The sequence below is a fragment of the Geminicoccus harenae genome, from assembly GCF_019800005.1.
In the GTDB taxonomy this organism is placed as follows: domain Bacteria; phylum Pseudomonadota; class Alphaproteobacteria; order Geminicoccales; family Geminicoccaceae; genus Geminicoccus; species Geminicoccus harenae.
On record NZ_JABGCL010000029.1, the window covers coordinates 33916 to 56851 of the forward strand.

The window sequence follows — 22936 nt, forward strand, 5'->3', positions numbered from 1 at the left end:
TCAGGCCCCGTCGAACAGGCGGACAGCAGCCGGGTCGATCGCCGCGACCACCTCGTCGCCGGCTGCCAGCCCCGCCCAGCGACGATGGCTCTTGAAGGTCACCAGAAGCCGCTCGCCCGACACGCGGGTGACCAGCTGCAGGTGGGTGTCCTCGCCGAGATAGGTCAGATCGGCGATCTCACAGGCGAACCGGTTCTGTGCTTCCGGAGCGGAGGAGGGCAGGATCTCAACCTCCTCCGGGCGGAACATTGCCACCAGCTGCGTTGTGCCCGTCTGCGCCGGCACCGACGATCGGAGAGCTAGGCCACCCTGGGTCCGTACTTGGCTACCGTCCTGGTCCGCGTGTTCGAGCGTAGCCGACAGGCGGTTCGAGCTGCCGACGAACTCCGCGACGAAGATGGAGTTCGGCCGCTGGTAGATGTCGGCCGGCGGCCCCACCTGGACGACCTGTCCTTTGGCCAGAACGGCGATGCGGTCGGACAGAGCGAGCGCTTCGGACTGGTCGTGGGTCACGAAGATGCAGGTCATGCCGAGCCGGCGCTGAAGGGCGCGCAGCTCGAAGCGGAGTTGCACGCGCAGCTTCGCGTCCAGGTTAGAAAGAGGCTCGTCGAACAGCACGAGCGGCGGCTCCAGGATCAGGGAGCGGGCGAGCGCCACGCGCTGCTGCTGCCCCCCCGAGATCTGGGAGGGATAGCGCCCCCCGAGGTCCGGCATGCCCACCATCTCTAGGATCCGTCCGACCCGCTCCGCGATCTCCTTCGGCGGCCGCTTGCGCAGTTTCAGGCCGTACGCGACGTTCTCGTAGACAGTGCGATGCGGGAACAGCGCGTAGTTCTGGAACACGAGCCCGACATTGCGCAGGTGGGCTGGCCTAGTATGGATCGGCTCGCCCCCGAGTGTGATTGTGCCGGTCGTCAGCGTCTCGAAGCCGGCGATGCAGCGCAGCAGGGTGGTCTTGCCGGATCCGCTCTCACCTAGAAGCGAGAAGAACTCGCCCTTGCCGATCTCGAAGGAAACCGGACCGACAGTATAGCCGGCCGGGTAACGCTTGGTCACGTCCACGAGACGCAGGGCGGCGGGCTGGCTCATGCCGCGCCCGGCCACAGGCTGTGAAAGGTGCGCCGGCACAGGCCGGTCACGGACGGAAGAGGATTGCGTCGGATTCGGGAGCGTGCCATGAATTCCAATATGCTGGAATTTGGCAGGGTGTCAACGCGATGACGGGAAGTGCGAAGTTCGCGCCGGAAGTGGGACCGTTCGCCGCGGCGATCCCTCGATTCTCCCATGGGGGCCCTCTGCACAATCCAACCGAGCTGCCATCGCCCCTGCCGGGACGCCCGGCCGAGCCCGACCCCCGGGTTCGCGCCAGCCTCCTGGTCCAGGATCGCGCCGTCAATCTCCTGGCAGGCGTCGTCGACGCTCCGGCACAGACCGTCACCCTGCCTCCGGCAGCACGCGACAGCTTCGTGATGCTGGTCTCCGGAGGCATCGTCATCACGGGTAAGGACGGGACCGAGACGAGCTTCCAGGCAGGCGACAGCTTCGTCCTTCCTGCCGGGGCATGGTCTCGCTGGAGCCAGCCCGGACCGGCACGCTACCTGTTCGTCGCCGCCGATTCGACTGGGGTGGCCGCGGCGGATCCCACGACGGTCGTCCGGATCGATCCCGGGGTCGAGCTGGCGCCGTCGGCACCCCCGCCGACGGAGCTGCTGCTGAGCGAGGTGCCGCAGACCATGGGCCGCGCCGCCTTCAGTACAACCGATCAGCGCTTCGCCGCGGGCATCTGGAGTGCCACGCCGTATCATCGGAAGACCATTCTCTTCCCGCGCTACGAGTTCATGCACCTGCTGGAGGGTGAGGTGTCCTTCACGGCGCCCTCCGGCGACACGCTGCGCTTCGTGGCTGGGGACAGCTTCATGGTGCCGGCTGGCGTCGAGTGCGACTGGAAGAACGACCGGTTCGTGCGGAAGATCTACTGCGTCTTCCGGTTCTAGCCCGCCCGATGGTCCATCGGACCTGCGGCATCCGCTTCAAGCTGCAGCGGCCCCTCGTGGTGCGCTCGACAACCGACATCGGAGTAGGAAATGGCATCGGCCGGACGTCTTGACGAAGCTGCCGCAGACCCGGCTGCGCGTGCGACCATCGGCATCGACGTCGGGGGGACGTTCACCGATTTCGTCTTGGCGCTGCCCGAGAGGCAGCTGGTCTTCCACAAGGAGCCGAGCACGCCCAAGGACCCGTCCATGGCGGTGCATCTGGGGCTGAAGCATCTCGTGGACGCTCATCCCGCGCTACGGGAAGCCCGGACGCGCATCGTCCATGGCACGACACTGGCGCTGAATGCGGTGCTCCAGCACAAGGTGGCCGACATCGCGCTGGTGGTTTCCAGGGGCAATCGTGACGTGCTGGAGATCGGCCGGGCGCGCCTGCCTTCGTCGTTCGACATCCATGTCGCCAAGGAGCGGCCGATCGTCCCGCGTGACCGGATCCTGGAGATTGGCGGTCGCACGGATGCGGACGGCATCGTCATGAGCCGCCCGGGCGAGGCGGAACTGGACGATCTGTGCGCCAGGATCCGGGCCCTGGGCGTGGGTGCGGTCGCCATCACCCTGCTGAACTCCTATGTCGACGCCACGCTGGAGCGCGAGCTGGTCACCGCGATAGCCGCGCGGCTGCCGGATCTCCTGATCACCAGCTCGTCGTCGGTCTGGCCGGAGATCCGCGAGTTCGAGCGGACCGTCGTCGCCTGCATCAACGCCCAGGTCCATCCGCTGATGGAAGACTACCTGGCGACGCTCGCGCAGCGGGTCGACGGCGCAGGGATCACGGCCGCTCTGCAGCTCACCTCCTCCTCCGGCGGCATGCTGAGCGTCCATTCGGCACGCGCCCGGCCGATCGAGACCATGCTGTCGGGCCCGGCGTCCGGCGCCACCGCGGCCGCCAAGCTGGCCAAGGCCCAGGGCATCGGTTCCGCCCTGACCTTCGACATGGGCGGCACCAGCGCCGACATCGCCGTGATTGTGGACGGCGTCCTCGAGTTCACGACGACGTCGCGCATCGGCGAGCTGCCCCTGATGATGCCGGTGGTCGGCGTATCCAGCATCGGGGCAGGCGGCGGCTCGATCGTGTCGGTCGATGCCCACGGCATCATCAAGGTCGGGCCCGAAAGCGCCGGCGCCAATCCGGGGCCGGTCGCCTATGGGCTTGGTGGGATCCGGCCGACCGTGACCGACTGCTATCTGGTGCTCGGCCTGATCGACCCGGACGGCTTTCTCGGCGGCCGCATCCGCCTGGACAAGGCACGCGCCGAGGTAGCCCTCCAGGAGGTGGCCGATCGCCTGAACCTGCCCTCCGCCGCTCATGCCGCCGAGGCGGCCATCAGCGTGGCGACCGCGCAGATGGCAACCGACCTGTTCAAGCTCCTGGCACTCAAGGGCCACGAGCCTACCACCCAGGTCCTGATGCCGTTCGGCGGTGCCGGACCGACCCATGCCAATCTGCTGGCGGAGGAAGCCGGCCTGGCCGGCGTGGCGGTGCCGCCGGCCGCGGCGACCTTCTGCGCGCTGGGTGCCGCCCTGGCCGATGTCCGCCGGGACTTCGTGGCGGCGCTGGGCCACGCGCGGCTGATCGGCCTGGGCGACCGCCTCTGGGACAACTGGGCGACGCTGGAGAGCGAGGCGAAGGCCTGGCTGGCAGGGGAAGGGATCGCGATCCTCTCGCAGGATCTCGAGTACGCCGCGGACATGCGCTACGCGGGCCAGGCGCACAACCTCATGGTCACGGTTCCGGCCTCCGCCCGCACCGCGCGCGACGTCTCTGCGGTGGCGCAGGCGTTCCACCAGGCGCACGAGGCGATCTACGGGTTCCGCGAGGACGATGCGGCCATCGAGATCGTTGCGCAGCGGCTGAGCATCATCGGCCGGGTACCGACCTTCGAGCTGCCACGGACGGTGGCTGCTTCACGAGCCGGCGGCCACCTGCGCACCCGCAAGGTCTTCCATGGTGGTGCCTGGGTCGAGGCGCGGGTCGTGCGGAGGGAGGAACTCGGCAGCGGCACCTGGCTCGATGGGCCGCTCATCGTCGAGCAGAGCGACACCACCACCTGGATCCTGCCTGGCTGGCGTCTGGCGGCAGACGAGGTCGGCGTGCTGAACATCGAGCGGAGTCGGTAAAGAATGCGTCTTGATCCTGTTCTGCTCGAGATCCTGGCGACCAAGCTTACCGCTGCCGCCGAGGAGATGGGCAACGCCCTGCAGCGGTCCGGCCGCACCATGTACGTCAAGGAGACCCAGGACTTCGGCACCGGTCTCGTCAACCATGCCGGCCGGCTGTTCGCCTACCCGCGCGGCGTGGGCGTGATCGGTATGGTCGACAACGACTACAGCACGGTGCTGGAGGTGATCGGCGAGCTCTCGCCCGGCGACGTCGTGCTCACCAACCATCCCTTCGCATCCGGCGGCCTCGCCACCCACCTGCCGGACCTGCATCTGGTGAAGCCCTATTTCGCCAAGGACCGGATCGTCGGCTATGGCTGGTGCTTCGTCCATTCCGCGGATGTCGGGGGACGGGTCCCGTCCAGCATCTCGCCCAGCAGCCACGAGATCTACCAGGAAGGGCTGATGATCCCGCCAGTGAAGATCGTCTGCAGGGGCGAGCCCAACCGAGACATGCTGGCCGTCATGGGCGCCAACAGCCGCACCTCGGAAGAGAATGCCGGCGATCTCAAGGCCATGCTGGCCGCGCTGGCGGTGGGTGAGCGGCGGGTTGCGCGCATCATCGAGCAGCACGGCGTCGAAGCGTTCGAGGCCGCGGCGGTGGACGTCCCAGCTTATTCGGCCGCTAAGGCCCGCGCCGCCTTCCGCACCATTCCGGACGGGACCTACGAGTTCTGGGACTATCTCGACGATGATCTGGTGTCGCCGGTCCCGGTGCGGATCCATGCCAGAATGAAGGTGAGGGACGGGCTGCTCGACATCGACTTCAGCCAGACCGATCCGCAGGTCGCCGCCGCCTTCAACCTGCCGTCCTGCGGCAAGCGGCATACCTGGCTTTCGCTGCGCCTCCTGCAATACGTCTACACGCGCGATCGTGCGGTGCCACTCAACTCCGGGATCTTCGAGCCGGTCACCATGACCCTGCCGGAAGGCAGCCTGCTCAATCCGGTATTCCCGGCGGCGGTGGGCGTGCGCCATGCCACCGGCAATCGAGTGATGGACGTCCTGAACGGTGTGCTGGCCGCCGCAGTGCCGGATTTCATGCGTGCACCAGGTTGCGGCGTGACCATCCCGGTCGTGCTCGCCGGCCCGCAGACGAGCGATGGCGACCGGCAGGTCATGGTGGTGCAGCTCCTGTCCGGCGGCACCGGGGCGATGCTCGGCGCCGATGGCATTGACGGCCGCGATCCCGGCACCAGCGGCATGTCCAACAACCCGATCGAGAGCATCGAAAGCTCGGCACCGGTCATGGTCCACACTTATGGCGTTCGCCAGGATTCGGGCGGGGCCGGCCGCTGGCGGGGAGGTGTGGGGCTGGAGCTGACCTTCTCGCCGAAAGTGTCGGGCTGCCAAGTGCTGGCCCGCGGCATGGAGCGCCATCGCTTCGTGCCTTGGGGCATGGCCGGCGGCTTCTGCGCGAAGGGCTCCCGCACCATCAAGAATCTGGGCCGCCCGGACGAGCAGGAACTCGGCAAGATCGACGTGGTGGATCTCGAGGTGGGAGAGACCATCACTTTCCTGACACCTGGCGGCGGTGGCTATGGCGATCCGGCCGAACGCGACCCAGAAGCGGTCCTGCTGGATCTGAAGCGCGGCTTCATCAGCGCGCAGAGCGCGCGTGACGACTACAAGGTGGTGATCGAGGAAGGGAAGGTCGACCACGCCGCGACCCAGGCTCTCCGGGCAACGCATGTGGGAAGGACGGCCGAGGCCGGGACTGTCTTCGACCTGGGTAGGGAGCGGCTCACCTGGGAGAGCCTCTTCTCGAACGACTTCATGAGCCGGATCAACTCGGCCCTATCGCGGCTGCCGCCCGCTGCCCGGCGCTCGGCACGTCGAAAGATCTTCGCGCCGGTGCTGCCGTATCTGTCGCCAACCGGCGCCATCGATGCGGCGGGTCTTGTTCAGGCGCGTCCGGCGGTCGAGCGTGAACTGGCTGCATTCGAGTAGCGGAGATTCCGCATTGGTCGGTCACCTGGATGACCTGCCGCCCCGGAACGATCCACCGGTCGTCTTGTGCGGGCGGCGGGCGGAATGGCCGGTGAGTCGACCAGCCAGCATTCGAGCTCGTGCACCCTGTTAGGAGAATTCTGAGGAATGCTAGACGAGCCGATCGAAATGGGCGTCAAGAGTCCAGTCGAGATCGGGCGTACTTTGCGAGCCCATCGTAAGCAGCGGCAGCTTACACTTGAGCAATTAGCAGACCTCTCGAAGGTCTCAAAGTCCATGATCTCCCTGATCGAACGAGGCGAGTCTTCTCCTACGTTCGCGGCCCTCTGGCGTATCACCTTTGCTTTGGGCATTAGCCTGGGCGAGCTCACCATCTCGCCGGAGTTTCGGAGCCCGCCGCCCGCGGAGCTAATCCCGGCAGCCGATACTCCCGAGCTCCAGAGTCGCGACGGGCTCTGTCGGGTCCGAATCCTGAGCCCCCTGGGCCTGGCCCACAGCACGCAATGGTTCGAGCTGGAGTTTCAGGCAGGCGGCACGCTTGCCAGCGATGCTCATCGACGGGGCAGCTGGGAGCATCTGACCGCTCTCTCAGGCGGGCTAATCGTCACCTCCGGCGACAGCACTCTCACACTCGCGAAAGGTGCAACCGCGAGATATCCGGCCGATGTCCCACACTCCATCAGAAACATGACCGATGAGCCTCAGCAAGCTGTCCTGGTCAGCTATCACATCGACCATCACTGGTGATGCACAGCAGAGATGTCCCGGTCTGTTCAGCATCTCAGATGTATCACGCAGCTGAGCATCAGCAACAACGAACACCAAGAGCTTTGGCTTTCGCCGAGTCAGCGAGCGCAGCCGCTCCAGGTCTCCCCGGGCAACGTTCTCTTGACGCCCTTGTTCTATCTCCGCGCTCTGCCGGCCTCCGCTCCCGGGCTAGCTGCATCCTGGCGAGCGGAGATACCGGGTTCGCCTGGTGCTGGCGAGGCAAGGCAGCCGCAGCTCCAACCCGTGGATCATGTCCACATGAGGAGCAGCGTTCATGGCGCATCAATCGAAAGATCGACGTGAAGCCTTCCGCCTCGCCGTCGAGCTTGAGGGTCGCGAAAGTTGCGAATGTGGACGAGCTAATCGTTCATGAGACGTCTTCAGCCACCTATTGCGGTAGCCGTCCAGGCACGTCCGGTAAGATCCGGTAGCGGGTACGGCAGAAATTCTGCTCATGAGCTGGCCTCATCAAGCTGGGGCTTCGGTCAACGCCAGAGGCTCACTTGCAGCTGCCGGTTTTCCGGAAGGTCCCGGTTGCCTCCTTGATGCAGGGCTGAGGCGCAACATACTGGATATTCGGCCTCTCCGCTCATAGTGGGTGCACGTCGCTGTCCCTGCTTCGGAACAAGAAAGCTCACGCTGCCTGGTGAAGCTTCTGGCCCGTCTTGTGGATCGCCCGGCCGCTCTCGGGATCGAATAGATGGAGGGCATTGCGATCGACCTCTAGGCTGAGCGTGCTGCCGATAGCAGGTGGCGTACGTCCGTCGACCAGCACCACGAGGCTCTTGTCGCCCACTAGCAGGTCGAGTTGGGCTTCGTCGCCCAGCAGTTCGACCAGTTCCACCTTGGCATCGATACGCCCGGCAACGGCCGCCTCCGGCAGCCGGCCCGGCAGTTTCAGGTCACGCGCCCGAATGCCGATTGTCAGCGGGCTGCCGGGGGCGAGGCCATCGAGCCGAGCCGCGCCGACATCCAGTGACCCTGACATGTATTCGATCCTGCCGTCCGTGCCGACCCGCCCATCCAGGAGGTTGATAGTCGGATTGCCCACGAACCGGGCGACGAACAGAGTTTGAGGCGCGTGATAGATCTCCTGCGGCGTGCCCTGCTGCTCGATGCGTCCTCCGTTCATCACCACGATGCGGTCGGCCAGCGCCATCGCCTCCAGCTGGTCATGGGTGACGAAGATCGTGGTGGTGCCGAGCATGCCGTGCAGGCGCTTGATCTCCACCCTGAGATGATCGCGCAGCTTGGCGTCCAGATTGGACAGCGGCTCGTCGAACAGGAACACCGAGGGCGTCTTGATCATGGCCCGGGCCATCGCGACCCGCTGCTGCTGGCCGCCCGATAGCTGGGCAGGCTTGCGGGCCAGCAGGCCGTCGATGGCCAGGAGCTTCGCCACCTCGTCGACCCGGCGCGTGATCTCCAGTTTCGGCACACGCAGGCGCCGCAGGCCGAAGGCGATGTTGTCGAACACCGTCATGTGCGGATAGAGGGCATAGCTCTGGAAGACCATGGCGACCCTGCGGTCGCCCGGGGCCAGGTTATTCACCACCTTGCTGCCGATGGCGATGGTGCCGCTGTCGACATCCTCCAGGCCCGCGATCATTCGCAGCATCGTCGACTTGCCGCAGCCGGACGGGCCGAGCAGCACGATGAACTCGCCGTCGCCGATGTCGAGGTTGAGCCCGTCCAAGACACGTACGTCGCCGTAGTTCTTGCCGATGTCCCTGATCTCGATCGTCGCCATGAAGCGTCCCCTAGCGCGCCGGGCGCGAGAAATACCGGTCGATGAAGCGCATGATCAGCCCCACTAGAATGAGCGGCGGCAGGGCCAGCACTACGGAGGAGGCATTGATCACGCCCCATGGCACCTCCATGCCGAGCGTGGTGAAGCCGGCCGCTACCACCGGCAGGGTGACGTTGCGCGAGGTGAGCGCTAAGGCGATCAGGAGCTCGTTCCAGGTGATCACGAAGGTGAACAGCACCGCACCCACCAGCGAGGGCGCAGCGACCGGCAATGCCACCTTCCAGAACACCGCGAACGGCCCATAGCCTTCCAGGGCGGCCGCCTCCTCGATGGCACGCGGCACCTGTTCGAACGCGGGAACGCCCAGCCAGATGATCGTAGAAATGGTGACGATGCAGTAGGTCACGATGACCGCGATCAGCGTGTCGTAGAGGCCGAGATCGAGCCAGAGCGCGATGAATGGCAGCGCGACGGCGACGGGCGGCATGAAGCGCAGCGACAGGACGAAAAACTGGATGTCGCCCTTGAGGCGGCGCACGAAGCGTGCGAGCGCGTAGGCGGCAGGCACGCCCAGTACGACCCCGATCAGCAGCGCGCTGCCGACCACGATGATGCTGTTGACCAGGCCGTCGCGCACGGCGGGGGTGGTGAGCACGGTCCGATAGTTCTCCAGCGTCGGCTGGAACACCAGCACCGGGATCGGCGAGACGATGTCGCGCAGGCTCTTGAAAGAGCTGAGGATCGTCCAGAAGACTGGCAACAGCGCCAGGAGGACAATGAGCCAGGTGAGCAGCCCCCCACCGAGGCGCAGGGTCACGCGGCCCATCGTGCAGCCCTCTTCCACAGGATGGAGAAGATGATCACCGTCATCACCATGAGCAGGACGCTCAGGCTGGAGGCGTAGGAGATCCGGCCGCTGATGCCGATCCCCTGCTGGAAAGCGTAAAGATCCAGCGTTTCGGTGCTGATGCCAGGCCCGCCGGCGGTCATCGTGTAGATGAGGTCGAACGAGCGCAACGACTCGATCGCCTTGACGAAGGTCATCATGATGATGGGACCACGCAGCATGGGCAGCGCCACCCACCAATACACCCCCAGCGTGCCTGCATGGTCGAGGCGAGCGGCTTCCTGCGGCTCCTTGGGCAACGTCTCGATGAGCTTGGCCAGGACCACGCCGAAGAACAGGCCCCACTGCCAAATGTCTACCAGCGCTACCGCGTAGAGCGCGATCTGCGGATCGCTCAAGAACTCGATCGGGGGCAGGCCCAGCATGGTCAGCGGATAGTTCGCGGCGCCCATGGTCGGGCTGTAGAGGAACCGCCAGATCAGGCCCGCCGAGACGCGCGGCAGGAGCACTGGGATGATCAGCAGGATGCAGATGGCGTTGCGGACCCGGGGGCTCCGCACCCCTTCGACCAGCAGAATCGCCAGCAGCACGGCGAGCAGCATCGTGCAGACAACGGTCACCACTTCCCAGATCGCGGAGACCTGCAGCGCGTTGGCAAAGCGTCGGTCACGGAACAGCCGTTCAAAGTTCTCCAGACCGACATAGGCCGCGTCCGGGAAGCGCAGCATGCGGTCCTGGAAGGCCAGGTTGATGGCGCCGACGCTGGCGATCAGCGACAGGAGGATGAGCAGGCTCAGCCCTGGCAGAAGGGTTACCAGTGCGAAGCGTCGATGCTCAGGCCGTAGGCGCCGCGGCTGGCCCGTCCCGGGCGATGCCGAGTGGTTCATGGTCCGGCTCAGTCCTTAGTCGGCAGATCGGCTGGAGCGGGCGGCGAAAGATCACCGCCCGCCTGCCAGGCCATCACTGGCGCTGCGAGCGGCGCATGATGTCGTTGGCATATTCCGCTGCCTCATCCAGCGAGAGCTGGATGTCGTCGCGGGTACCAGTCAGGACCTCCTCGAGGACCAGGCCTAGGAAGTCACCGATCTCGGGCCATTCCGGGCCATCATAGATCAGGAGGCTGGTGCGCGGTGACGTGCCGGCGAGCGCCTGAATGTATTCGGCTGGCACCTTCTCCTTGAAGATCGGGTCCTCCAGGCTGCTCTTGCGGGCGAAGTCCGCGAACAGGCCAGCCTCGAAGCGCCGGTGCTCCATCTCCGAACTGGTGGCCCAGCCAATGAAGTCGGCGGAGACCAGCTTGGAGCAGTCGTCCGGATTGCCGCTCGCCGACAGGGCGAGCCCGTGGGCATAGCCGGCCGACGGTAGCGGTTCCGGTGGCGGCGCGAAGCCAACCTTGCCGACCACCCGCGACTTCTCCGGATCCTCCATCCACAAGGCCAGCGGGTCGCTCTCCACGATCACCGCGACCTGGCCGGCCCGGAAGCTCTCGACGACCTCGGACCAGGTGTTGGTCGTGGCGCCGGGCGGCGCGAACTGGAACAGGTCCTTGTAGGTCTCGGTCGCCTTGACCGCTGCCTCGGAGTTGAAGCTGGCCTCGCCGTCCTGGAACCACTGGCCGCCCTCGGCCCGGAAGAACGGGGTCCAGCGCCAGACGTTCATGCCCGAGCCGCGCCGCGCCCGCGCGGTCCAGCCGTACATCTCCGGAGGTGAGTGCAGGGCGGCGATCGCCTGCTTGAGCTCGTCCAGTGTCTTGGGCGGGGCGATGCCCTTCTCCGCGAAGACGTCCTTGCGGTAGATCATCATGTCGCCGCCGCCGGTGATCGGCGCGAAGTAGGGCGTGCCGTTCCACTGTGCCACCGCCTTGCGGGCGTCGAGGAAGCCCTCGTAGTCATAGTCCTTCGGCAGGTAGTCGAGCAGTGGCAGCACCCACTTGGATGCGGCGAACTCGGCGACGTTGGCCTCGTCGATGTAATAGACCTGATAGGCGCCGGCCCCGCTCGACGCGTCTAGGCGCGAGCGCGAGCGCCGGTCGTTCTCGCCGTACTGGACGATCTCGACCTTGGTCTGCCACTTCGCTTCGAACTCGCCCTTGATCGTGTCGAGATGACCTGTCGCCGGCATCGGCTGGACGATCACCCGGACTTCCGGGACTTTGCCGGCGCAGGCCTCGGCCGTGGCCTGGGCTTGTGCATCCGGAGCTGCCGCCAGCCACACCGCTGTCAGGCCGAGGGCGGCCGTATCCAGCCATCGCTGCCTTGCTCGATTCCTCATTCTCGTTCCTCCCTTTCACGACGACTGCTTCATCGCAGGAGCGGTCCTCCCAGCTCCGCCCAGGCCGGAGCCAGATAGCCATCGACCTTGTGCCAGTCGTCGGCCTTCAGCCGATAGGCCTCGATCACCTGCGCCCTGGGCTCGAACCGGCGCTCCAGCCGGACCATACCGGCGATGGCCGCCTCGAAGCCCGGATAGGCGCCGACGGCGACTGCGGCGCAGATCGCGGAGCCCAATGCCCCCAGTTCGGATCCTGCCGCCACCTCGACCGGCAGCTCCAGGATATCGGCGAACATCTGCGCCCATACCGCGCTCTTGGCGGCACCACCCGAAAGCCGTGCCACCTCGGGCGTACGGCCCGTCACCCGGACCAGGTCCGCGACATGCGCGCGGTGCTTGAATACTACGCCCTCGAACAGGGCCCGCAGCATCTCGGCACGACCGTTCTCTGCGCCCAGTCCCACGAACGCGCCGCGCGGCGCACCCGGCGCCCCGTGGATATAGGGCAGGTAGACCAGGCGGCTGGCCTCGGGCGGCACTCCCTCCACCAGGGCGTTGATCCGTTCGAACTCCAGGGAATCGTCTAGCACGCCAGTCTTGAACCAGGCGAGGTTGGTGGCCGAGGTCGGGCTGCCCTCGACGACCAGGCAGCGGCTGCCGTCCTGGTCCAGGCACTGCATCAGCGGGAAGGGTGGGCCGGCCGGCTCGTCCTGGACCATCAGGTTGATGCTCCAGGTCCCGGCACAGATCGCCAGCTCGCCCGGCCGGGTCACGCCGGACGCCAGCGCCACGGCGTCCAGGTCCATGGTGCCCGCGACCACGGGCGTGCCGGGCCGCAATCCGGTCTGTGCCGCGGCCTCCGGCGTCACCGTACCGACGATCTCGGAATTGCGCCGGATGCGCGGCATCCGCTCCAGCCAGTGGCTGATCTCCAGCCCCTCAAACAGCGGCGCGTCGTAGTCGCGCGTCTCGATATGCACGAGCTGGCTGCCGGACAGGTCGTTCAGGTCGCTGTCGATGCTGCCGGTCAGGCGGTAACGCACATAGTCCTTGCAGAGCAGGACGTGGCGCGCAGCGCGAGTGACCTCGGGTGCATGACGATCGAACCACAGGAGGTAGAGCGGCGTGGATGCCGGCCGGAGCTGCTGCCGCGAGTGCGCCACCAGCTCCTGGCCGCGCTCAGACGCCATCAGCGCCTCGCACAGGTCGTGGGTGCGCATGTCCGAGGAGATGATGCCCGGGCAGGCCGGCCGCATCTGCCGGTCGAAGACATAGACGCCGTTGCCGTGCCCCGTGCAGGCCACCGCGGCGATCTCCCGGGCGTCGACTCCTGGTGCCGCCAGCACCTGCCGGATTGCGGCCGCCGAGGCTTCCCACATGGCGAGCGGATCGCGCTCGCTGCGCCCTGGCTGCGGGTGGCTGTTGGTCATCGGCGCGACGCCGGCGGCGATCTCCTTGCCCTGACCATCGAAGACGGCGGCCTTGATCACGGTACCGCCCGCATCGATGCCGAGAAACAGGCTCATGGTGCCACCTCACTTCCGATCACCATGTCCGCCGGGCGGCCTACTCGCTCCGGCACCTGCACTATGCGCAGCGTGACGCCCTGACCGGCCAGCTCCCTGCGGACGCCCTGGGGTAGGGCCGAGCCTGTGAATACTGCCTCGAAGGCCGTCAGGTCGGTCAGCACGTTCAGGGCAGTCTTGCCGAACTTGCTGTGGTCGACCAGGAGGAAGCGCCGCTCGGCGGCCGCGATCATCGCCCGCTTGACCTGGGCCACCTGCGGGTCCTGATGGAAGGCGGTCCGTCCACAGACGGCGGCGGTCGACATAAACAGAAGGTTGGCGCGCAGATCGGCCAGCATCCGCTCGGCGAGGGCGCCCATGAAGCCATGATAGTGCCGGCTGTAGATGCCGCCGAGGCCGATCAGGCTGATGCCGGGTGCCTCCGCCAGCGCTGTGCAGATGCCCAGGCTGTTGGTGATGACGGTGAGCGGCCGCCGCTGCACCAGGAGGGGTGCCAGGGCCTGGATCGTTGTCCCACCGTCCAGGATGATCGCTTGGCCCGGCTCGATCAGCTCGGCCGCCGCCTCCGCCAGCAGGCGCTTCTCCTCCAGCGCCACTCGCTCCCGGTAGCGGAAATCGCTCTCGAATAGGGTATTCGACTGGATGGTGGCACCGCCACGGACCTTGCAGACGATCCCGTCGCTCTCGAGCATGTCGAGATCGCGATGGATGGTCATCCGGCTAACCCTGAGTGAGGTTGCGAGGTCGTCGACCTGGACTGAGCCCTGCTCCATCAGCGCATCGATGATCCGCTGGCGGCGTGCGGAACTCTTCACGTCGGCACGGCCACGCGCGCCACGTAAGTCGGCGCTTCGTCCGCCAGCACTACCCGGTGGCGGTCAGCCAGGTCCGCTCTGATGTGCGCCACCTCCGCCTCGCGGCGGGTTCTGTCCCAGCCGAGGACCTCGCCCAGTACCTCGGCCAGCTCCTGGACCACGGCGAGACTGGCGCGGCCGGTGATCCCGATCACGGTCCGGCGCAGCAGGACGTCGCCCAGCGTGCCGACCTGCTCCTCGCGGGCGATGAACTCGATCTCGCGTCTGGTATAGGCGGGCAGGCTCTTGAGGGGCTGGTCGGCGCCGGCGGCGCAGAAGCGGGCAACGGCTTCGGCACGGCTACCGTAGCGATGCATGAGTGCTGTCGCCCGTTCACGCTCGACCTCGCGGCGGACAGCGAACTCCGCTATCCAGGCGTCCTGGGCCGGCCCCGCCGGCGGGAGGCCACGACCGCCGCCAATCGGTTCCAGCTCAGTTGAGCAGCGGCGCTGCCGCCCCAGCCGGGCCAGCACCCGGTCGGTCGTCTCCGCCGCGAAGGCGCGAAACGTGGTCCACTTGCCGCCCACCAGCGACAGGATGGGGAAGGGCCTCTCGGCGGTGGGCTCGTCGATCGGCACCGAGTGATCCCGGCTAATTTCGCCCACATCCGCGGCATTGCTGTGCGGCAAGGGCCGCACGCCGCAATAGGTGTAGACGATGTGCGAGCGCTCGACCGAAAGGCCCGGGAACATCGCCCCTAGGGCCGCCAGGATATAGTCGATCTCGGCGTCTTCGCAGGCTGCTTGGTCGGGATCGTCGATGCGCAAGTCGGTGGAGCCGGTCAGCACCCGGTCGAGGAACGGGAAGGCCAGGCAGAGCCGGCCGTCCGCCGTGGCGAACGACAGCATCCGGCCAGCCAGTGCCCGCAGGAGGGCCGGATGGTCCAGGAGAAGATGCGAGCCCTTGGTGCCCCCGATGTAGCGGCTCGGCACCGCCATCACCTGGTTGGCTCGGTCGATCCACGCACCACCGGCATTGATCACGAGGTCGGGGCGGACCTCAAACTCCTCCTGGGACAGCTCGTCCCGAAATCGGAGCTGGCCTCCATCCCGGCCGACCAGGCGGACATGGTTCAGGCCGATCGAGCCGGGATTGGCCGTTTCGGCATCCAGGACCAGTTCCAGCCCGAGCCGTTCCGGCTGGGTGATCCAGGCGTCGTAGTAGCTGGCCGCGGCGACCAAGCGGGGATCCAGGCCCGGCATCGCCTGGAGCGCCGCCTGTCGGCGCCAGAATCGGTGCCGGGGCATGACGCGCTCGCGGCGCCCCAGATAGTCGTAAAGCGACAGGCCGATCTCGATGATGGCCGCGCCGCGGCTGGTGGTCCGAGCCGGGCGGCGGAAGAAGCGCCGAACCGTCGGGCCGATCCCGTCCAGCCATGAAAACAGCGGCACCATCGTTTCCAGCGGGCGGACCAAGTGTCCCGCGTTGCGCAGCAGCCGGTTGCGCTCCAGCGTCGCCTCAGCGACCAGACGGAATTCGCCGGTCTCCAGGTATTTCAGACCGCCATGGATCAGGCGGGAGGGTGCTGCGCTGGCACCGCTGCAGAAGTCACCCTTGTCGACGATCAGGCAATCCACCCCCTGCAGAGACAGGTCGCGGAAGGTCCCAATGCCGTTGATCCCGGCGCCGACGATAACAACCGGGAAATCTGTCTTTGCCCGGACCGCGGCGAGACGTTGCTGGCGGGTCATGGCCATGGTGCAGCTCTCACTTCAGGCAAGCTCGTCGGTCGCACGCAGGGCCGGCCAGAACGGCGTGAGCGCACGGATCGAGCCGAGATAGGTATGGTAGGCATGGTCGAGCGCGGCATGGCATCCAGGATCAGGCTCATGCCGGCGGAGGATCCGGCAGGTAGCGGCCACCGCCTGGGCGTAGTCGGCATAGCAGCCGCTGCCAATCCCGGCACACAGGGCGACGCCCAGAGCACCCGCCTCGTCGGCGTCGACGATCGTGACCGGCAGGTCCAGCGTGTCGGCGAACAGCTGGCTAAGCCGCGGGCTCCGTGCCCCGCCGCCGCCCAGGCGTGCCTCGGTCATCGGGAAGGCCCGGCGCAGCGCGTCGACGTGAAAGCGGTGGTTGAAGACGATGCCCTCGAACAGGGCGCGGATCAGGTGGCCGCGCTCGTGCCAGGCCTGCATCCCGAGAAAGCCGGCCGTGGCGGCATCGCCGTGCGGCGAGCCGTAGAGGAAGGGGTGGTAGAGGAGTCCGGACGGCCGGGCGAACGCGGCCTCGATCTCGTCCTGGAGCAGGTCGAACGGCGAGCAGCCGAGTGCCCGCGCCTCCTTCAGCGCGTCGCGGCAGAACTGCTGCACGAACCAGTCGATGTTGGTCGCGGACGCCGGTGAGCCACTGACGTCCAGCCATTCGCCTGGTCGGAAGCCGTTGCGGCAGCACCAGTCCGGGTCGAAGGCCGGGGCCGTGGAGATCACCGAGTTGATGCTGAAGGTCCCGGCGATCAGGGAAAGCTGGGCCGGTTCGATGCAGCCCATGCCGATCGGCGTCGCCACCACGTCGTGCAGGCCGGCGACCACCGGGGTGCCCGCGGCCAGGCCAGTGACCGCCGCCGCCTCGGCCGTCACCTCGCCGGCGATCGCGGTCGGCTCCAAGACCGGCGGCAGGGCGTCCCACAGCTCCGGCATCCCATAGAGCTCCAGCACTTCCTTGCTATAGCGCTGGGTCTGCACGTCGGTGAACGAGGAGCTGGCTTCGGTCCGATCAGTGGCGATCTTGCCGGTCAGCCGGAAGCGCAGCCAGTCCTTGCAGAACAGCACCCAGCGGGTGCTGCGGTAGCGTTCCGGCTCGTGGCGCTTCATCCAGGCCAAGTGGGCGGCGGCGGTGAAGCTCGGGGTTGCCTGGCCGGTACGGTGCAGGAGTTCGTCCATCCGGCCGTCCCGCCGCCACTCCTCGACGATGCCGTTGCTGCGGCTGTCCAGCGACAGCATGGCGGGACCGTTGGGCTCGTTCGCCGCCGTGACTGGGTAGACGCCGTCGCCATGGCCGGTGATGCCGATGGCAACGACCCGGTCCGGCGGGACCGTCGCCTGGATCAGCGCCTGCCGGATCGCCCGGCAGGTCGCCTGCCAGTGCTCGCCCATGTCGCGCTCCACGTGGCGCGGCTTCGACTTGCGCGTTGTGATCTCGCAACGGCCCAGGCCCAGCGCGCGGCCGGAAAGATCGAACACCACCGCCTTGGTGACGGTCAGGCCGCTGTCGATCCCGAGCAGATAGCTGTTGGGCATGGTCAGACCGCCCTGACCCGGACACGGCCCTGCAGGCTGGTAAGGTAGATCGCGGCCAGGAGGATCAGGCCGAACACGATCTGCCGCACCGAGGGCTCGACGCCAAACAGGTTCATCAGGTTCTCAATGATAGAGATCACCAGCACAGCGGCGAAAATCCCGCCGACGCTGCCCACCCCGCCGGCGAGCCCGGTGCCGCCCAGGATGGCACCGGCGAACGCCATCAGGATGTCGCCCTGGCCAAGATCGGCCACCGCCGACTGCAGGCGCCCGACCTCCAGCAGCCCGCCGAGCGCTGCCAGCACGCCGGCGATGCAGAAGCAGGTGATCCGGGTGCGGTCGACATCGACCCCGGCGATGAAGGCGGCTTCCGGATTGTTGCCGAGCGCGAAGATGTTCTTGCCCAGGCGGTGGTAGTTGATGAGCGCGAAGGCCAGTCCGTAGAGAACGAACCAGATGATCACCGCGATCGGCAGGAAGCCCAGGACGCGGCTCTCGCCCCAGAAGGTCATCTCGATCGGCAGATAGTAGATGCCCTCCGGGATCAGGAAGATCACGATCCCGCGGTACACCAGTAAGGTGGCGAGCGTGACCAGGAAGGCGTTCACGCCCAGCCGCACCGAGATGAATCCGTTCACCATGCCGGCGAGGAGGCCGATCATCAGCACGATCGGCATGGTGAGGCCCGGCCAGATCAGGTCCGGCAGCCAGTTCAGCACGATCATGATCGCGAGGGCCGGCGCTAGGGCGAAGGTCGATTCCAGCGACAGGTCGAGGCTGCCGGTCAGCAGCACGAAGAACAGGCCCAGCACGACGCAGCCCAATGGGGCCGCCGCCCACAGGACATTGACCACGTTGCGCGTGGACAGGAAGCCCGGGACCGTCAGACCGATTAGGACCAGCAGGACCAGGAGCGCCCAGATCAGATGCCGCTCGAATACGGTGCGGACGAATGCTTGCAGGGAACCGCTCATGGCTCCTCAACCCCCTGAACGCTCTTATAGATCTCGCCGACGGTGAAGTCAGGCTTGTCCCGCTCCAAGATCCGGCTGATCCGGCCGCGGAAGAACACCAGCACCCGGTCGCAGCAGGCGACCAGTTCGTCCTCGCTCTCGGAGAGCATGATCACGCCGCTTTGTGCCGCCAGCTTTTCGCGCACGACCTGCAACAGCGCCGGCTTGGCTGCCAGGTCCACCCCCCGGGTCGGCTCGTTGAGGAGGAAAACCTTGGGCGTGGTCAGTGACAGCCGGTTGATCAGGATCTTCTGCTTGTTACCGCCGGACAGATGGTCGATCGGCGTGAAGATGCTGGGCGTCTTGACCTGCAGCTCGGCGGTCTTCTCGCGCGCGATGCGCTGGCCCTCGCGCACCCGCAGGAAGCCCAAGGGACCCTGGATCCGGCGCAGGCTGGAGATCAGCGTGTTGTCCTCGACCGGCCGGTTCTGGATGACCGCCTGGACCTCGCGGTGCTTGGGCAAGAAGGCGATACCGGCCTTGAGTGCCTCGCGCGGCGCGGCAAAGCGCACGACGCTGCCCTCCAGGAGCATCTCACCGGTCCGGTACGGGCGCAGGCCGAACAGCGCCTCCAGGGCGGCGTCCTTGCCTGAGCCTTCCAGCCCCGCAAAGCCGATAACCTCACCGCGCTGCAGCTGAAAGGACAGGTCGTGGAAGTCGCGGCCGTCGCCCAACCTGCCTGCCGTAAGCAGTGGCACGGCCTCCGCCCGTGGCCTGGCGACGGGCCTGGCTGCCTGCGCCGCGCTACCGATCTTGACGTCGCCCACGATCCAGTTGGCCAGGCTCCTCTCGTCAGTTCTGGCAGTGGTCAGCGTCGCGACCGCCCGACCATCCCGCATCACCGTCACCCGGTCGGTGAACTCCATCACCTCGGCGATGTGATGGGAGATCAGGGTGAAGGACAGGTCGGTCGATTCGGCGGCCAGCGTGCGCAGCAGGCCCAGAAGCCGAGTCTTGCGCTGGCGTGACAAGGAAGCGGTGATCTCGTCCAGGAGGATGATCCGGGCGTGCTCGATGAACACCGCCTTGCCGAACGCCAGGAGCTGCTGGGTCTCGATCGGCAGGTCGCCCATCCGACTGGCCGGGCTCGCCTCCAGCTCCAGCCGATCGATCACCTCGGCCACCGCGCGGCGCATGGCAGCCGGATCGAGAAAGCCCAGGCCCACGGTAAGTTCGCGGCCCATGAACAGGTTGTCGGTGACGGTGAGGGCTCGGGCGAACCGGGGCTCCTGCGGGATCAGCGAGATGCCGAGCCGATGCGCCCGGACCGGCGTGGCATTCACGGCGTCGAGTTGGCCACCACTGGCCAGGACCGTGCCGGCACTGGGCGGGATGAGGCCCGCGATCATGCTGACCAGCACCGACTTGCCGGCACCGTTGCGGCCGATGATGCCGTGGATCTCGCCGCGACGGACGGTCAGGTCGACCTGATCGACCGCCAGCACGCCGGGGAACCGGCGGGTGAGGCTGGCCAGCTGGTAGGATTCGGCCGCGTCGGTCGGGCTCTCGATCGGGAGAGCGGCAGCGAGCATGAGAATGATCCAAGATGGAATGTCGGCCCAGTCACGACCCGCCGCCTCCCCACGGGGAAAACACCGGGCCGCGATCCGTCAGTTAGCGCCTTTCGGCTGGGCGCCGCCCTGCTCGGACATCTGCACCGCCCAGTTGCGCGGATCCTTGGGCGAGACGTCGTGCGGGACGCTGTAGGTCTGGATCCGGTACCATGGCCCGTCGAACTGGTCGGAGGGCAGCACTTCGACCGGCATCCACAACTCGTCGCCGTCGGTATAGAGCTTCTGCGGCTCGGCCGGAGCTTCCAGCATCTTGCCCGACTTCATCATGTCGTAGAGCAGCCGCATCGACATGATGCCCTCGCCGAAGGCCGGCTGGACCATCACCGTGTCGATGTGCCCACGCTCGAGCGCCTCCAGCTCGGGCATGGTGCCGTCGATCGTGATGATCGGGATGTGCTTGGGATCGTCCGGCGGCACCAGCATGCCCTGCGCCTGGAAGGCCGGCACGGCACCGCCCACGCCCATAGTGCCGTCGATGCTGATCACTGCCAGGATCTGCTCGGGGCCATGGCGGGCGATGATGTCGTCGACCGCCTTGCGCGCCTTGCCACCGTCGCACCCGGCCTCGTTGACCTCGATCTGAACGCCCGGGTTTTCGGCGACGATTGGATCGAGCGCACTGCGGTAGCCGTTGTGGCGATCGATGTCACCGGAGGCGGTGATGACGCAGCGGAGTTCGATGATTACGCCGCCCGCCTTCGCCCAGTCGGCGCCGCGCAGCTCACTCAATCGCTTGACCAGCGCTTCACCCCCCTTGCGGCCCGCGGCCTCGTTGTCGAAGGCGACGAAGGTCTGCTTGGCGCCCGGTACCAGGTTGTTGCTGATCACGACTGGGATGCCGTCGTCGTGGAGCTGGCTGACCACGCCGCGCATCGCCTCGCCTCGCCAGGGCACCATCAGCACGCCGTCCACGCCGCGGGAGATTTGCGCGTCGAGCGCGTTGCGCTGAGCGCTCACGTCGTTGGCGCCGAACACCCGGAACTCGATCTCGACACCGTCCTCTTTCATGATCCGGTCGCGTTCCATCTCCTGGCCGAGCTGGACGCCGTTGAAGTAGATGTCCTCCGGCGCCCAGCGGATGACTGCGACCTCGTACTTCTCCGCCGCCAGCGCCGTGCCGCCGGCCAGTGTGGCCAGCATGGCGACCATGATCGCGCAACGTCCGTTGCTCAAGCTCATTTCAGCCTCCTCTTCCCCGGCACCTTGTTCCTTGGTGCTCTGTGCGGACCCCTGGAGTCCTCGCGACGGCCCCTCTGTTGCGTGGGCTCGGCCTGCGGACCGGCAGCCGAGCCAACGGAACGTAACATCCCAGCCGCTTCGTTGTTAAGATCCAATGTGATCTTGTGATCGCTGGTGGTCAAATGTCACGGGCAGCAATGCACCATGACAACCTTTGACTCTGCAGCGGGGCGACCGGCCCACCTTCGACTAGCTTTGTCGGGCGAACGCTTCCTCAGGAGCTCGCAGCAAATGGCCCGTGTCCGTGCCATTTGCGGCCGCCATAAGTGTTGTGCCTATGAAGACCGCCTCGAAGAGGCTGGGGCGGTCGTTCTAGCATCGGAACATAGCCCTCAGGACGCCGCCGACCTTCTTCCATGCAGCGCCTTGTTCGCCGACACCGCCAGCAGATCGAGTGGCACCACCTCGCACTCCCCCTCGATGATCCGGCCCAGGCGCTCCTCGATCAGCTCGATATCCCGGTCCTCGTGGTCGCTGCCAGCCTTCTCGATCCAGTCGGCGAAGCACTGCAGCTGCCAGCGCGCCTCGGACCCATCCAGCGGTACCGCGCAGGCCTGCTCGACCAGATCGAACATGACCGCCCGGCGCCGCACGATCCGCCCGGCCGCCTTCTCGTGTGCTCCGTGCCCTCTCGCATGCGGCGCAGGTTGTCCAGCGCCCAGAAGTTCTGATCGACAGCTTCCAGCCATTCCAGGCGCAAGGCATTGATCCGGCGGGCTGCGCTCTGGTCGAGCCTCGCTGCATCGAGGTGTCGAGCGGACTTGGCGGTGAGCGACATGGCGGCTCTCTTCAGGAGGTGATCGATGTCGGTGTCACTGAAGCTGGAGACGCCAAGAGAGCCGGACGAACCGACCCCTCACGTGCCGGAAGCGCCCGACCATGACGCTCATGACGCTTCTTCCCAATCTTTTTCCTATGAGCGCGTTGCACAGGTGGGGAGGCGAGCTGTGTTGCGGCGCTTTCCCTGGCGCGACAGCCGGTGTCGCATTCGCCCTTGAGCCGGATGGTCGGATCACCTGGAAGTCGCTGCGTCCGATTGCACCGAACGTGCTCGCGCACCTACGCGGCCGGTGTGAGGAGATCCGGGCGGCCTTAGTCGCGGCGAACGCACCTGCGCCTGCCAACGATGCGGCCGAACCGACCGCAGAGGCCCGTGCCTACGGCCGGTATGTCGAGATGCGCCCGGCTGGTCTGCTGATCGACACTAACGGCCACCCATCCGATCTGGCGCTGATTGACCGCCTGCATCACCTAGCTATGGACCACGACAACCAGGCACCGGCATGGCTCGCGCACCTGCTGGCCGACCCTGGTGAGGTAGGCCTGCACGGCGAGCTGGACACGATCGAACAGGAGTGCAGCGGACGCTAGGTGTACGGTCCCGGCATGTGGTGTGACGGGTCGAGCCTGAACCGATCGGGCTCTTTGGCCCAGATCTGGCAGATGAACTCGTAGGGCGTGAGGCCACGCAGGGTCTTGAGCCGGCGGGCGTGGTTGTAGGCATCGACGAACAGCTGCAGATGGACCCGGAGCTGTTCATGGCTGTCGTAGTGGTAGCGCTTGACGGTAGCGTCCTTGATCGTGCGGTTCATGCGCTCGACCTGGCCGTTGGTCCAAGGGTGGTTCACCTTGGTCAGGCGGTGCTCGATGCTGTGCTCTGCGCAAACCCGGTCGAAGATGTGGACGAAGGC

The 22936-nt window shown here is 66.7% G+C and carries 19 protein-coding genes; 5 read left to right on the forward strand and 14 right to left on the reverse strand.

The window, feature by feature from the left end:
* Positions 1–1056 (reverse strand): ABC transporter ATP-binding protein, encoded by a 1056-nt coding sequence (locus HLA95_RS21570; protein WP_222184481.1) that lies wholly within the window; start codon positions 1054–1056, stop codon positions 1–3.
* A 161-nt stretch (positions 1057–1217) separates the two neighbouring features.
* Between HLA95_RS21570 and HLA95_RS21575 the strand changes: the two genes are divergently transcribed.
* The 4 genes from HLA95_RS21575 (at position 1218) to HLA95_RS21590 (ending at position 6911) form a co-directional block, all read left to right on the forward strand.
* Entirely contained in the window at positions 1218–1994 is a 777-nt protein-coding gene (locus HLA95_RS21575) for a cupin domain-containing protein (protein ID WP_191059619.1), read from the forward strand.
* A 90-nt stretch (positions 1995–2084) separates the two neighbouring features.
* Entirely contained in the window at positions 2085–4172 is a 2088-nt protein-coding gene (locus HLA95_RS21580; RefSeq protein WP_222184483.1) for a hydantoinase/oxoprolinase family protein, read from the forward strand.
* A gap of 3 nt (positions 4173–4175) precedes the next feature.
* Complete coding sequence (locus tag HLA95_RS21585) at positions 4176–6164, forward strand: hydantoinase B/oxoprolinase family protein (protein WP_191058888.1); 1989 nt, start codon at positions 4176–4178, stop codon at positions 6162–6164.
* Between the two features lie 147 nt (positions 6165–6311).
* Positions 6312–6911, forward strand: a complete 600-nt coding sequence (locus tag HLA95_RS21590) for a helix-turn-helix domain-containing protein (RefSeq protein WP_222184485.1) — start codon at positions 6312–6314, stop codon at positions 6909–6911.
* Positions 6912–7566: 655 nt separating this feature from the next.
* On the opposite strand, the gene HLA95_RS21595 is transcribed toward HLA95_RS21590, so the two are convergent.
* The 12 genes from HLA95_RS21595 to HLA95_RS21650 form a co-directional block, all read right to left on the reverse strand.
* Positions 7567–8682, reverse strand: a complete 1116-nt coding sequence (locus HLA95_RS21595; protein ID WP_191058889.1) for an ABC transporter ATP-binding protein — start codon at positions 8680–8682, stop codon at positions 7567–7569.
* 10 nt (positions 8683–8692) lie between these two features.
* Complete coding sequence (locus HLA95_RS21600) at positions 8693–9508, reverse strand: carbohydrate ABC transporter permease (RefSeq protein WP_191058890.1); 816 nt, start codon at positions 9506–9508, stop codon at positions 8693–8695.
* Positions 9496–10416: a carbohydrate ABC transporter permease gene (locus tag HLA95_RS21605; protein WP_191058891.1), complete on the reverse strand. Its 921-nt coding sequence runs from the start codon at positions 10414–10416 to the stop codon at positions 9496–9498. The genes HLA95_RS21600 and HLA95_RS21605 overlap by 13 nt, the downstream gene beginning before the upstream one ends.
* Positions 10417–10489: 73 nt before the next feature.
* Positions 10490–11800 (reverse strand): extracellular solute-binding protein, encoded by a 1311-nt coding sequence (locus HLA95_RS21610; protein WP_191058892.1) that lies wholly within the window; start codon positions 11798–11800, stop codon positions 10490–10492.
* A 29-nt stretch (positions 11801–11829) separates the two neighbouring features.
* Positions 11830–13326 (reverse strand): FGGY-family carbohydrate kinase, encoded by a 1497-nt coding sequence (locus tag HLA95_RS21615; RefSeq protein WP_191058893.1) that lies wholly within the window; start codon positions 13324–13326, stop codon positions 11830–11832.
* Complete coding sequence (locus tag HLA95_RS21620; RefSeq protein ID WP_191058894.1) at positions 13323–14141, reverse strand: DeoR/GlpR family DNA-binding transcription regulator; 819 nt, start codon at positions 14139–14141, stop codon at positions 13323–13325. Before HLA95_RS21620 ends, HLA95_RS21615 begins: the two co-directional genes overlap by 4 nt.
* A complete protein-coding gene (locus tag HLA95_RS21625) occupies positions 14138–15877 on the reverse strand; it encodes a glycerol-3-phosphate dehydrogenase/oxidase (protein ID WP_222184489.1) in 1740 nt (579 codons plus the stop codon). The genes HLA95_RS21620 and HLA95_RS21625 overlap by 4 nt, the downstream gene beginning before the upstream one ends.
* 15 nt (positions 15878–15892) lie before the next feature.
* Complete coding sequence (locus HLA95_RS21630; protein WP_191059533.1) at positions 15893–17419, reverse strand: FGGY-family carbohydrate kinase; 1527 nt, start codon at positions 17417–17419, stop codon at positions 15893–15895.
* A gap of 2 nt (positions 17420–17421) precedes the next feature.
* On the reverse strand, positions 17422–18393 hold the full coding sequence (locus tag HLA95_RS21635; protein WP_191059534.1) for an ABC transporter permease: 972 nt from the start codon (positions 18391–18393) through the stop codon (positions 17422–17424).
* A complete protein-coding gene (locus HLA95_RS21640; protein WP_191059535.1) occupies positions 18390–19964 on the reverse strand; it encodes a sugar ABC transporter ATP-binding protein in 1575 nt (524 codons plus the stop codon). The genes HLA95_RS21635 and HLA95_RS21640 overlap by 4 nt, the downstream gene beginning before the upstream one ends.
* A gap of 78 nt (positions 19965–20042) precedes the next feature.
* On the reverse strand, positions 20043–21185 hold the full coding sequence (locus HLA95_RS21645; protein WP_191059536.1) for a sugar ABC transporter substrate-binding protein: 1143 nt from the start codon (positions 21183–21185) through the stop codon (positions 20043–20045).
* 392 nt (positions 21186–21577) lie between these two features.
* The gene (locus HLA95_RS21650) at positions 21578–21820 is read right to left on the reverse strand and encodes a hypothetical protein (protein ID WP_191059537.1); all 243 of its coding nucleotides are present in this window, start codon (positions 21818–21820) and stop codon (positions 21578–21580) included.
* Positions 21821–22124: 304 nt separating this feature from the next.
* Between HLA95_RS21650 and HLA95_RS21655 the strand changes: the two genes are divergently transcribed.
* The gene (locus HLA95_RS21655; protein WP_191059538.1) at positions 22125–22616 is read left to right on the forward strand and encodes a hypothetical protein; all 492 of its coding nucleotides are present in this window, start codon (positions 22125–22127) and stop codon (positions 22614–22616) included.
* Here HLA95_RS21655 and HLA95_RS21660 read toward each other — a convergent pair.
* Positions 22613–22936, reverse strand: a 324-nt coding sequence (locus tag HLA95_RS21660; RefSeq protein ID WP_222184491.1) for an integrase core domain-containing protein, incomplete at its 5' end; no start/stop codon positions are given. The genes HLA95_RS21655 and HLA95_RS21660 overlap by 4 nt on opposite strands.

Excerpts from the sequence above, each read along its gene's own strand:
- HLA95_RS21575 (WP_191059619.1), top strand. The coding sequence starts at position 1,218 with ATGACGGGAAGTGCGAAGTTCGCGCCGGAAGTGGGACCGTTCGCCGCG.
- HLA95_RS21580 (WP_222184483.1), top strand. The coding sequence starts at position 2,085 with ATGGCATCGGCCGGACGTCTTGACGAAGCTGCCGCAGACCCGGCTGCG.
- HLA95_RS21585 (WP_191058888.1), top strand. The coding sequence starts at position 4,176 with ATGCGTCTTGATCCTGTTCTGCTCGAGATCCTGGCGACCAAGCTTACC.
- HLA95_RS21590 (WP_222184485.1), top strand. The coding sequence starts at position 6,312 with ATGCTAGACGAGCCGATCGAAATGGGCGTCAAGAGTCCAGTCGAGATC.
- HLA95_RS21595 (WP_191058889.1), bottom strand. The coding sequence starts at position 8,682 with ATGGCGACGATCGAGATCAGGGACATCGGCAAGAACTACGGCGACGTA.
- HLA95_RS21600 (WP_191058890.1), bottom strand. The coding sequence starts at position 9,508 with ATGGGCCGCGTGACCCTGCGCCTCGGTGGGGGGCTGCTCACCTGGCTC.
- HLA95_RS21605 (WP_191058891.1), bottom strand. The coding sequence starts at position 10,416 with ATGAACCACTCGGCATCGCCCGGGACGGGCCAGCCGCGGCGCCTACGG.
- HLA95_RS21610 (WP_191058892.1), bottom strand. The coding sequence starts at position 11,800 with ATGAGGAATCGAGCAAGGCAGCGATGGCTGGATACGGCCGCCCTCGGC.
- HLA95_RS21615 (WP_191058893.1), bottom strand. The coding sequence starts at position 13,326 with ATGAGCCTGTTTCTCGGCATCGATGCGGGCGGTACCGTGATCAAGGCC.
- HLA95_RS21625 (WP_222184489.1), bottom strand. The coding sequence starts at position 15,877 with ATGGCCATGACCCGCCAGCAACGTCTCGCCGCGGTCCGGGCAAAGACA.
- HLA95_RS21630 (WP_191059533.1), bottom strand. The coding sequence starts at position 17,419 with ATGCCCAACAGCTATCTGCTCGGGATCGACAGCGGCCTGACCGTCACC.
- HLA95_RS21635 (WP_191059534.1), bottom strand. The coding sequence starts at position 18,393 with ATGAGCGGTTCCCTGCAAGCATTCGTCCGCACCGTATTCGAGCGGCAT.
- HLA95_RS21640 (WP_191059535.1), bottom strand. The coding sequence starts at position 19,964 with ATGCTCGCTGCCGCTCTCCCGATCGAGAGCCCGACCGACGCGGCCGAA.
- HLA95_RS21645 (WP_191059536.1), bottom strand. The coding sequence starts at position 21,185 with ATGAGCTTGAGCAACGGACGTTGCGCGATCATGGTCGCCATGCTGGCC.
- HLA95_RS21650 (WP_191059537.1), bottom strand. The coding sequence starts at position 21,820 with ATGTTCGATCTGGTCGAGCAGGCCTGCGCGGTACCGCTGGATGGGTCC.
- HLA95_RS21655 (WP_191059538.1), top strand. The coding sequence starts at position 22,125 with ATGACGCTCATGACGCTTCTTCCCAATCTTTTTCCTATGAGCGCGTTG.